Source organism: Metabacillus malikii, assembly GCF_030813355.1.
GTDB classification, from domain to species: domain Bacteria; phylum Bacillota; class Bacilli; order Bacillales; family Bacillaceae; genus Metabacillus; species Metabacillus malikii.
Genome location: NZ_JAUSUD010000003.1, coordinates 67,375 through 78,437, shown reverse-complemented (window position 1 = coordinate 78,437; position 11,063 = coordinate 67,375). Strand labels below are relative to the sequence as shown.

Here is an 11,063-nt window from a genome sequence, read left to right as displayed (position 1 = left end):
GTGTTGGGCTCATTTATCCAAACACTTTTTTCATTTCTATTTATTGACCATTTTGAATATCTTTTATACTTTTACCACCTAAGAATGCATGGCCTGTCTTAAAAATAGCGACCGTATTAAAGCCCGATTTCTTATAAACCTTTTCGACCTGTTCATTAATTGGTGCAACCCAAAATCGCTCGATTCCTCTTTCCGTTACTACATGTTGCATATGTGTGATTAATTGACCGATCAAGCCTTTTCCACGAAACTCTTTGAGTGTTGCTACACTTTCTAACCTTGCGTCGTGATGATGCTGAAATATACAAGCAGTTGAGCACGGTATACCATTGTAGGACAATAGGTAATGTGTATATGCAGGATGAGCATATTCTGCCTCAAATGCCTGTTCACGAATTTCGCCGCCTAGCTCGTCAATTTGACATTCAATCGCAATCGCATTCTGCTTCGCTGCTTCAGTCGTCACCTCTTCAATCGTTACGGCTGGATGTACCTCGACAGCAACTTTTGTCTCCCAGAGCTGTAAAGGACTCATAAATTCCTCATATTGAAAGCCATCTTCTTTTAGTGCCGCAAGAAACTCCTCGTACCCTTTATTTAAGGTAAGGTAAAATCGCGGTGTTAACTGTTTTTCTTGATAAAACCGAGAAACTTCCTCGATAACTTCATGGTGACTTTGATTAAAAGTCGAAATATATGCATGGTTTGCATCATAGTAATCTGGTTGATGCTCATTATAAGCCAAATAGCCCCAATCCGTATCTACAATATTTGCAAACGATGAAACATACGCACGATCTAGCTGTTCAAATTTCTCTAACATTATCATTTCTCCTTGGAAGCAGGGGGACGGTTCCGCTGCTTCCTTTAAAAAGGAAGCAGGAGAACCGTCCCTCTGCTTCATATTGAACGATGGACACCAATGTAGTAGAATAACTTACTTATTGGGTAAAACAGGATGGTTATGATGACACATATTGTTGTAAATGTTGGTGTTAAGATTGGTTCAAACCAGTTTGTTGGGATTAATTGAAGCACAGTCATCAACATTAATAAAAGATTTGGCACGATACTAATGAAAACTGTTTTAGAGAATAGCTCTTTACCCTGGACTCCGTATTCCTTGCCAATTTCAAATCCGAGAAGCATCCAAAAAACGGTGTAAACTATAATAATCGTTGATGGAATTTGTGCTAGTAAGCCCCAAGCATCGGAAAAAACAGAATCTTTATACAGGTGGTAGCAAATCGTAAATATTGCTCCAACGATAAAAAACATAAAATTGCAGACAACAAAGTGACGGCTTACAAAGCTCATAGGTGCAATTTCTTGATATTGTTTTGCAATTTCTATTGGATTACCTAGCTTACGGATTACATCTTCCACAGATAGATGAGGGTGGTCTAATAACATTTCTTCTATATGCAACTCATATTCTCGAATAATTTCCCTTTTATCGACTGTTTTCGGCAATGCTTTTTCTAGAGTTTGAATAAAGTCTGCTTTAGCATTTCTCAAATTGAATCTCTCCCAATAATGCCATTCATCATTGAGACAAATTTGCCCCATTCCTTTGTTTTTTCATGTAATATCTGCTTGCCTTCTTCTTTAATTTTATAATATTTACGGTCCGGGCCTTTTTCTTGCTCCTGCCAATATATTTCCACATACCCCTTTTTTTCTAACTTGTGTAAAGCAGGATATAAAGTTCCTTCTTTTACCTCAAGCGTATTCCCGCTTCTTTTCTCCATTTCCTTCACTAGCTCATAACCGTACATATCCTTTTCATTTAACAGCTGCAATAAAATTAATGAAGTACTACCTTTAATTAATTCTCTATCAAACAATCTTTTCACCTACCTCGGATATTTAGGTACTATCTCTTCCTAATATTACATTTTCATAATAGAAAATCAAGCTTTAAATTGCTTATATCATGGGTTAAGCAGGCTTTTACTCTACTAGTCAGAAATGACATTAACCAGGAACATAAAAAAGACCTATCTCACTTCAAGTAAGTAGGTCCATTAAAGTTCTCACCTATGCATTTTTCACGTGTGTTTCAAACAGTTAACTCGTTTATTACTTGCAATACTCTCGCTGATGTTATAATATGCGCATTACAATCATTCAAAAAAGTTAAACTACATCATACCCTTGTTCTTCAATCGTCTCAACAATTTCTTTATTTGTCACTTTTTCATGATCAAAGCTAACCTCTACCTCACCTTTATCCAATATAACTTTTACTGCTTGGACACCGGCTAATTTACTAACACTTCCTTCTACTGCATTCACGCAATGCTGACATGACATACCTTCTACTTTATAAGTTTTTGTTTCCATGTTTAAGTCCTCCTATTTTTTCATTAATCGTTGAATCGTTACTAGTAGCTCGTCAATGATTTCGTCATCGCCTTCTTGAATTCGTTCTACCACACAAGTTCGCATATGTCCCTCGAGAAGAAGTTTCCCTACGCTGTTTAAAGCAGACTGGGTTGCTGAAATTTGCGTAATAACATCGTCACAATACGTATCCTTTTCAATTAATGATTTAATACCACGTATTTGACCTTCTATGCGATTTAGGCGTGTAATTAAATTTTTCTTAACTTTATCTGAATGATGACTGCTTCTATGGTGATCATGGTTATGCTGTTCATGACTATTTTGTTCAGTGCTCAAGGAATCATCCCCTTTTTTTGGTATACTATACCCCTCTATAGTATATAACGATTTATTACTTTTATCTAGAGTTTCTCGTCTTTGATGAAGGCTGTTTTCGTAAACATTGTTGCTTTTAACTGAGTTGTCGTTTAGGGTTTGTCTCCGCTACAGTACTCAGCAATAGCGGGGTGGGTGGTGAGCCTCCTCAGCGTTAACGCTTGCGGGGTCTCACCTCTCCCACGCATCCCGCAGGAGTCTCGCACTCCGCTTCAACAAACCCTTAAAAAGGTTATTGCAAAAAGCCACAATCTTTTAGAATAGAGCCTTGATGAATGAATAATTACTATAAAAATACACTAGAATATGGACTAGTGACAAAATTTAGCTCTTGTCCTACGACTTGATTATCTAATTAAATGAGGTGTAAACATGAAAATGGTTCTTGCCTGCGCTCTACTTATAATATTATCTTCCAACATCTATTCTCATTCACCGATGACACACTCCTGGTATGTTGATGATGATGAGTCATTAATCAAAACGAAAGCTCAATACATTGGTTTGATTGATTCACACTCAATCGAAGTATTTATTGACAGTAAGCCTTTAGCTATTCAAATAACGGAAGCGCAACGGGAAAAAATTGAATCATTCACTCCCAATCAACAGATTACAATTTCTTATTATTATAATGAGTTAACAACCCAGTATATACTAGTTTCGATTCAGTAGATAGCTCGATAGCAAAAGCGTTGTAGCTGGGTATCGAACGTTTAGCCGCTATTCAATATTTCTCCAGATATGAGGCTTGGGGATAACGAAAAAACCCTAGTAAAATACGACCAATTCACAATGAGAATATCATTACGAATAAGATTTTATTTACCAAGGGTTCTATTTTACAAAACATATAAAGGGTTGACCGAGACTACAGCCTGATAGGTGTAGGAAAGGACACCACAGAAGTTTACAACCGAGACTATTTTCATAAGTCAATTGAAGACGGAAATTTTATTTAGTAGTCTGAAGCAAAATTTTCCTCATAGTCGTGATGAAGCCTAAGATTTTGTAAAGTCTGAAACAAAAACAGCTTCATAAAACGGATGAAGACCTTTTCTTTGCAAAACCAGTAACAAAATCGGCTTCATAAAACGCATGAAGACCTTTTCTTTGCGAACTCAGTAACAAAATCGGCTTCATAAATATGATGAAGACCTTTTCTTTGCAAAACTAGTAACAAAATCGGCTTCATAAAACGGATGAAGACCTTTTCTTTGTAAAACCAGTATCAAAATCGGCTTCATAAAACGCATGAAGACCATTTCTTTGCGAACTCAGTATCAAAATCGGCTTCATAAAACGGATGAAGACCTTTTCTTTGCAAACTCAGTAACAAAATCGGCTTCATAAAACGCATGAAGACCTTTTCTTTGCGAACTCAGTATCAAAATCGGCTTCATAAAACGCATGAAGACCATTTCTTTGCGAACTCAGTATCAAAATCGGCTTCATAAATATGATGAAGACCTTTTCTTTGCAAAACTAGTAACAAAATCGGCTTCATAAGAGAGATGGAATTGGATAATTAACATACACCTCAGAAAAACAAGTACTCATACTGAAATCTATCAAAACAACTCTCATTAAAGCAATGATACGAAATTATATCAGACTTTCAAAATGTAGTTCTGACCTTACGATGCTGAAACCTTCGTCCCTGACTCTTTTACGTTATTTTGTTTTCAACTGTTTGTCTAAATAAAACGTCCCAAATGGGATAAAGGATAAAAATACTGCCCAAATGCCCCATAATACGGTCCAGCGTTTTGTGAATTTGACAATTGCGACCATGATGACAAATGCTACGAATAGGAAGCCATGAAGGCCACCGACAATAGTTACTGCAATTGGGATATCTAGGAAATATTTTAAAGGCATCGCTATTAGCAGCAATACTAGATAGGATATCCCTTCTAGTATTCCTAGAAATCGCAGCAACCCTACTGATGTTTTAAACACTTAATCAACTCCAAATTCTCATAAACTATATGCCTATTATACATTGATTCTTTAATAAAATACTAGATTTAAGAGCATTTTTAAGAGGAAGGACATATTGTCTTTCCTCTTAGTTGACTAGATTTTAAATTTATTAATCATCTGTTCAAGCTCTTGAATTGTGCCAGATAATGATGCGGCTAAATCTCCGAGCTCTTCTGCAGAGGCTGATTGTTCTTCTGTTGTCGCTGTTACTTCCTCTGTCGTTGCTGAAGATGCTTCGGCGACTTCAACCATTTCATTGATGGCAATTTCTACTTTTTCTTTATTTTGAGTGATTCTACCGATTGATGCTTCGACATAGTCGATTTCACTAATAATTGAGTTCGTGCCTTCTAAAATATTTTCAAAAGCCTCTTTTGTATCATGAATTGAGTCAGTTTGTTCTTTAAATAATAAAATCGTTGTTTTCACTAAATCAACCGACTTTTTCGTTTGATTTAAAATATTGGCAATTACGGTTTCTATCCGTAATGATGAATTTTTTGTCTGGTCAGCAAGCTTGCGGATTTCCTCTGCCACGACGGAAAAGCCTCGACCTGCAGCTCCTGCTCTTGCTGCTTCGATACTGGCATTCAAGGATAGGAGGTTTGTTTCCTCACTAACACTTTTAATCATTTCGACAATATCTTTAATTTGTTCTATTTCCTGATTAAGTGCTTTCATTGTATTATCGACTTGTCCAATGTTCGTACCCATTTCTTCATTTTTACCAGTTAAATCGTTAATTGTTTCAATCGATTGACTACTTAATTGTTTTGTCGTCTCTGTAATTGTTTGCACCTTTTCCATATTATGTGCCACATCATTAATCTCGCTTGATAGGTCTTTCATTTCACGATTTGTTCGCTCAGAATAATCGACCTGACTTACTGCTCCTTTAGCCACTTCCTCAATTGCAGAAGCGATTTGTTCTGTAGCAGAGGCTGATTCCTCAGCAATCCGTTTTAAATCAGCTGCACTCTTTACTGCGTAATTAGATACCTTTTTGTTTTCCTCAATCATGATCGTCATATTATCAATCATATTATTGAAGCTCTGTCCTAGCTGACCAACTTCATTTCTATATAAATAGGTTGCCCGATGTGTTAAGTCACCATTTTCTGCTTCTTTCATAATGTCTACAATTTGGTGGATTGGTTTAATCATCCCTCTAGCAAGTAAAAAGCTGACAAACACTGAAAGAATAACAAACCCACCGATAATAGCATAAACAATATAAATGACATTGTTTATTTCTTTCATTAAGAAATCCTTAGAAGTTGAAACAGATACTTGCCAGCCATTGTAACTTTCACTTGAAGAAACTAAATAATGCTCACTATCCTGTGACTCATATTTCGTTCCGACTAATTTTCCATTGTTACTGGCAATTGTGATCCCCTCACTATTAATAACTGAAATCTCTCTACCTGTATTTTTCTCTTCTACATCCAATACTGTATTAAAAAGCTTATTATCTGCCATTAATACGAGTGTTCCAATTCTCTTAAACTCTCTAAATAAATATACTGTATCATAACTATCATCTATTCCAGAACCCCAATAGATTGATCCTGATAGTTCTTTTACTTTCTCAGGTATTTCAGAATTTAAAAAGGTGTCAAGGTCAAATTCCTTTGTACCGTTCGTTTCACCATATAATGTGCCTTCCTCATTCACAAATAGCATCCCGATTGCGTTCTTATTCGAAAAGGTGATGCTTGAAAAATATTCAGTGATCTCCCTTTGTTTGTTGAAAATTTCAAATTGGGTTAATCCCTCATCATCTTTTAAATTTTCCATAATATCCATATTCGAGAATGGGACAAGTGTAATGTTCTCAAATTCTTTTAAGGCATTGTTTACATTTTTCGTTACTTGTTTTCCGATTTCGTCATTCATACTCGACACTTTATTCTCAATCGTTGAAGACGATACAAAATACACAACATTTCCTATAATTAAACTAGGTATAAGTGTAAATAGTAAAAGAAATAAGATCATTCTAGACTTCAATGTCATGCCTACAAATATGCCTTTTCTTTCTGTTTTGTTCACTTTTTTTGACTGTTTCATACTTCGTAACTTACTCTTTTTCTTACCCAACTTTTTCACCCCTTGTCTTTTCTAGTTGAGCATAAGGGGATCTGCTCCCACCGCTCGTATATTGAACTACTATAAAAAACGATTAACTACAATAAGTTAGATGAATCCGCTTCCATTATACTATATAATGACTCCTAATTGTTTGACTTTTTCGAATAAATAGTGAAATTTTACTAGTTCTTTTTAATTATTATGGAACAAATTTTATGACACTACTTTTTCGAAACTGATAGTTTTGCCCCGTATGTATGTTCTTTTTCGGCTACTCTTCTTAAAAATCCTCACTTAGTGTAGACACCTCTAGCCAGTTAATTTAGCGAAATCATCAACTAGTTTAACTTAATCTTCCAATAAAATATAGTCATTTAATCAATATATTTTTTATTCTTAGCAAAAGATCCAATAGAGAATAACTAACTTGGCAAACATATTTTGCAATCGTTGCGCAATACTAACGTTATATTAAAGTAAAGGACGTTACAAAATATGAAAAATCTTAAAGTATTTTTAATTTTGCTCCTACTCACCCCATATCTAACTATACCTTTTTTAGGAAGACAAACATTGCAACGCTATTTACCTGCAGCAATTGGAATGTGCCTTTACCTTGTTGGGGAAGGATTATATGCTGAGAAGAAAAAGTGGATGTGGTACCCGGTTTCGGTAAAACCTAATGCTTTAATAGGTTTACCTTTAACTTTTGGACCTTTTTTAGTAGGTGCACTGTGGATTATGAAATACACATATGGAAAATTCAAACATTTTCTAATTTTGAACATCATTATCGATAACTTTTTTTCATATGTAGTGATGGACTGGTTTAAAAAAATCAACTACGTATACTTAGTCAATTTAAGTAAATTTAAGTTATCACTCGTCTTTCTAATTAAAACATTTCTTCTGTATCTCTTCCAAATTATCTATGACAAAACTGTCTATAAAAAAGACCAACACCTATAGTGGAGAAAAGGTAGTTGGTCTTTTATTATTATTTTTAATATCGATAGGAGAAGAGACTTTGTAATAGAAATCCGTAGGGATGGATGTGAATAACTATCGTAAAAGCAGCCTAACATGCTTCAGTTTATAGATTCTTTAACTCACTAACGACTTCTCTTTCACTTCTTCACGCATCAACCGTTGCTTTTTAGCCTTATTAAAGTGAAGTAGCTCATATATAACCGGGATAACAACTAATGTTAAGACAGTGGCAACACTTAATCCTCCGATAACAACAACTGCTAAGCTGGCAGAAACGAGATTCCCTGCCTCAGCTTCTTTAAATAGAAGTGGCAGCATCGCACTGATTGTTGCGACAGCGGTCATCAATATCGGACGCATCCGAACAGAAGCTGCTTCAACGATTGCATCACGGATAATCATTGTTTCTTCATTTTGTTTCACCCGATCTAGGAGGACAATCGCATTTGTGACAACAATACCGATTAACATTAATGCTCCTAGTAATGCAGTTACATCAACTGTAATACCACTTATCATAATCCCTAAGATGGCACCAATAGCTGCGAGTGGTAGTGAACATAAAATTGCGATTGGGGCTCTAATTGTTTTGAATGTTATCACCATAATTAAGAACACAATTCCGATCGAGGCTAGCATTGTCATGAATAAATCATTAAAATCACTTGCCTGGTCAACACTTGCACCACCGATTAATACGTCTGTGTTCGTAGGGATTTCAATTCCTTCCTTCTCACCTTCACCAAAAATCCGCTTATTAATTTCAGTCGAAATTGTTGATAACTTTTCTGCCTCAATTGCTGCTGTGACACGGATATATTGTTCACCATCTTTGTGGAATGATGTTGTTGGTGCTTCATTTCGTGTTAATTTCGCAACATTTGAAATTGGTGTGATGCCATTTTCCGTCATAATCGGAACATTTCCTAAATCCTTTTCCGTTTCAGGGTTATAGAGTGGTTCTAGCATCACGGTTGTTTGCTGGTCCTCCATTTCAATTGTCCCAAGTGGTGTTTGATTCAGCATCACAGCAGCTTGACTTGAGATTTGGTCAGCTTTTGCAACACTTGGATTGACAACGAATGAGTAGACAACTTTTGTCTCTTCTTGATTCGTTGTAACCTTTTCAATACCATCAATATCTTTAATTTCTGATTGCACAGTTTCGGCTACCTTTACTAGTTCATCTAAGTTGTCTCCAATGACATCAATCGTAATCGACGTCGCTCCGCCACCCATAAGTGATGCTTCCGTAACCTCTAGTGTAGCGTCACTGTATTCATCCTTCTGTTTCGTTACTTCCTCGACAAGTTCACTACTATTAGCACCATCATCAAGTGTCACCATAATTTGTGCTTCAGTCGGATTTCCAACCGCACCATATTTTGCTGCATCTTTATCATTACCGATTTGCAAGTAAACATCTTTCACGCCATCCTGATTTAAAACGAAATCTTCTAATTTGTCAGCACCTTTTTTCACTGTATCAAGAGGTGTTTCATTCGGATATGTTAAGCCTACATATACATAATCAGGTTTCGTTTTATTAACAGACCCTTTCGGTAATATAATATAGGCGCCAACCGACCCAGCAAACACGATAAATGCTGTTAACAATACGACCCATTTATGATTTAAAGACCATGTCAGCATACTAGCAAATTTCACTGAAGGCTGGTGTTCTTTAATTTTTGCATTTTTTAATAACCCTGCACTCATAACCGGAACAACTGTAATCGCTACAAGCAATGAAGCTAACAACGAGTACGTAATTGTTAATGCGAACGGTAGTAGAAAGTCTTGTAAGCTACCATTTAATAGTCCCATTGGTAAGAATACTGCAACAGTCGTAAGTGTCGATGATGTAATCGCTGTGCCTACTTCTTTTGTTGCATCGATGACCATCGATACCGAAAATTTCTCTGTTTGTGTCCGTCTAAAGATATTTTCAATAACTACGATACTATCATCAACTAATCGTCCAACTGCTACTGCTACCCCACCGAGTGTTAAAATATTTAATGTGACACCAGACTGAGCGAGTAGAAATAATGTAAACCCTAGCGATAATGGAATCGATACAATTGTAATTAATGTTGAACGTAAATTACGTAAGAAAATCATAATTACAATTGTCGCAAATAACGCTCCGAGTAAAACTTCCTTAATCATACTGTGAACAGATGACTCCACTGAATCAGCAGTTGCTATCATAACACTTGTTTCAAGATTGTTGTACTTCTCATTAATTTCTTCAGAAACCTTTTCGATTTCTTTACTAAGTGTGACGGCATTCGATTGACTATCCTTTGTCGCAATTAATATCAGTCCGTCTTTGCCATTTAGCTTCGTTACTGTCGTATCTTGTTTTTGAACAGTTACGTCCGCGATATCTATAAGAGCTACTTTCGGAATGACCTCTGTTTTTTGAAGTTTTTCTAACGAATTGACATCCCCAATGACTTTAATGTTAGCTGTTTTATTGTCAATTTCCTTTTCGCCGACAGCTGTTGCACGGTTTTGCCCTTGAAGTAATGTCATCACACTATCGATTGTAATTTGCTTTTCTGCCATCTTCTTTTCATCTAATTTAATGGAAATATAAGATGGAATTACTCCATTTGCTTGAATATCTGAAACACCTTTTATATCTTTAAAATATGGGACGATTTCTTCCTCAGCAAATTGAATTGTCTTTGGATTAACTCCTTCATCAAAAGTTAAGGCAATATAAGAAATGGGGATCATTGATGTATTTAGCTGAATAATATTGGGTTTTGCCACATTTTCCGGAAGATTAACGTTTGCTAAAGCTTCCTCAATTTCACGTTTTGCTTCTTTTTTATCGACACTTGATTCAAAATTTATATCGATTGATGAATAGCCATCACCTGTTGTTGAAAATACATTCGTTTTCCCTGTTACGGGATTAACTGCCTTTTCAATCGGTGTCGTTACTTGTTCCTCCATCATTTTTGCATCTAAGCCTTCCCCAACTGTCACGACCGAAATGAACGGTTGATCTGCTGAAGGCAGAAATTCCATTGGCAATCTGAAATAACTTAAAACACCCATAACTAAAATTAACATTGACATGAGCGCTACTGCAGCTTTGTTTTTAAACGACCATTTAGTAAACCAAGACATGATTTATGACTCCTTCCAAATTTTCCATTTAATGTTTCAACAATACTCATTCTAGTCGGAAATTCAGAAGGAAATAATTGCCTTAAGGTGTAAATGCATCTAAGCCTTAGGATGTATTTTTA

The 11,063-nt window shown here is 35.9% G+C and carries 10 protein-coding genes; 2 read left to right on the top strand and 8 right to left on the bottom strand.

Translation table 11 applies throughout. The features are described from left to right. Positions 1 to 40: 40 nt before the first annotated feature. The 5 genes from J2S19_RS04260 to J2S19_RS04240 all read right to left on the bottom strand — a co-directional run bounded on the left by J2S19_RS04260 (position 41) and on the right by J2S19_RS04240 (position 2,685). Positions 41 to 823 carry a GNAT family N-acetyltransferase gene (locus tag J2S19_RS04260; protein WP_307337749.1) on the bottom strand — a complete coding sequence of 261 codons (783 nt, stop codon included), beginning with the start codon at positions 821 to 823 and terminating at the stop codon, positions 41 to 43. A gap of 77 nt (positions 824 to 900) precedes the next feature. Next, positions 901 to 1,518: an HAAS signaling domain-containing protein gene (locus J2S19_RS04255; protein WP_307337747.1), complete on the bottom strand. Its 618-nt coding sequence runs from the start codon at positions 1,516 to 1,518 to the stop codon at positions 901 to 903. Then, positions 1,515 to 1,847, bottom strand: coding sequence for a PadR family transcriptional regulator (locus J2S19_RS04250; RefSeq protein ID WP_307337744.1), 333 nt, complete (start codon positions 1,845 to 1,847; stop codon positions 1,515 to 1,517). Before J2S19_RS04250 ends, J2S19_RS04255 begins: the two co-directional genes overlap by 4 nt. Before the next feature lie 292 nt (positions 1,848 to 2,139). Next, positions 2,140 to 2,346, bottom strand: coding sequence for a copper chaperone CopZ (copZ, locus tag J2S19_RS04245; protein WP_307337742.1), 207 nt, complete (start codon positions 2,344 to 2,346; stop codon positions 2,140 to 2,142). Between the two features lie 12 nt (positions 2,347 to 2,358). Next, entirely contained in the window at positions 2,359 to 2,685 is a 327-nt protein-coding gene (locus tag J2S19_RS04240; RefSeq protein WP_307337739.1) for a metal-sensitive transcriptional regulator, read from the bottom strand. A 411-nt stretch (positions 2,686 to 3,096) separates the two neighbouring features. On the opposite strand from J2S19_RS04240, the gene J2S19_RS04235 reads away from it, so the two are divergent. Next, a complete protein-coding gene (locus J2S19_RS04235) occupies positions 3,097 to 3,399 on the top strand; it encodes a LytA/YqiH family protein (protein ID WP_307337737.1) in 303 nt (100 codons plus the stop codon). 999 nt (positions 3,400 to 4,398) lie between these two features. Here the strand turns inward: J2S19_RS04235 and J2S19_RS04230 are convergent. Next, entirely contained in the window at positions 4,399 to 4,686 is a 288-nt protein-coding gene (locus J2S19_RS04230; protein ID WP_307337734.1) for a DUF3817 domain-containing protein, read from the bottom strand. Positions 4,687 to 4,803: 117 nt separating this feature from the next. Then, entirely contained in the window at positions 4,804 to 6,813 is a 2,010-nt protein-coding gene (locus J2S19_RS04225) for a methyl-accepting chemotaxis protein (RefSeq protein ID WP_307337730.1), read from the bottom strand. A 564-nt stretch (positions 6,814 to 7,377) separates the two neighbouring features. Here J2S19_RS04225 and J2S19_RS04220 point away from each other — a divergent pair. After that, entirely contained in the window at positions 7,378 to 7,773 is a 396-nt protein-coding gene (locus J2S19_RS04220) for a hypothetical protein (protein WP_307337727.1), read from the top strand. 135 nt (positions 7,774 to 7,908) lie between these two features. Here J2S19_RS04220 and J2S19_RS04215 read toward each other — a convergent pair whose 3' ends face one another. Beyond that, entirely contained in the window at positions 7,909 to 10,941 is a 3,033-nt protein-coding gene (locus J2S19_RS04215) for an efflux RND transporter permease subunit (RefSeq protein ID WP_307337725.1), read from the bottom strand. Positions 10,942 to 11,063: the final 122 nt, after the last annotated feature.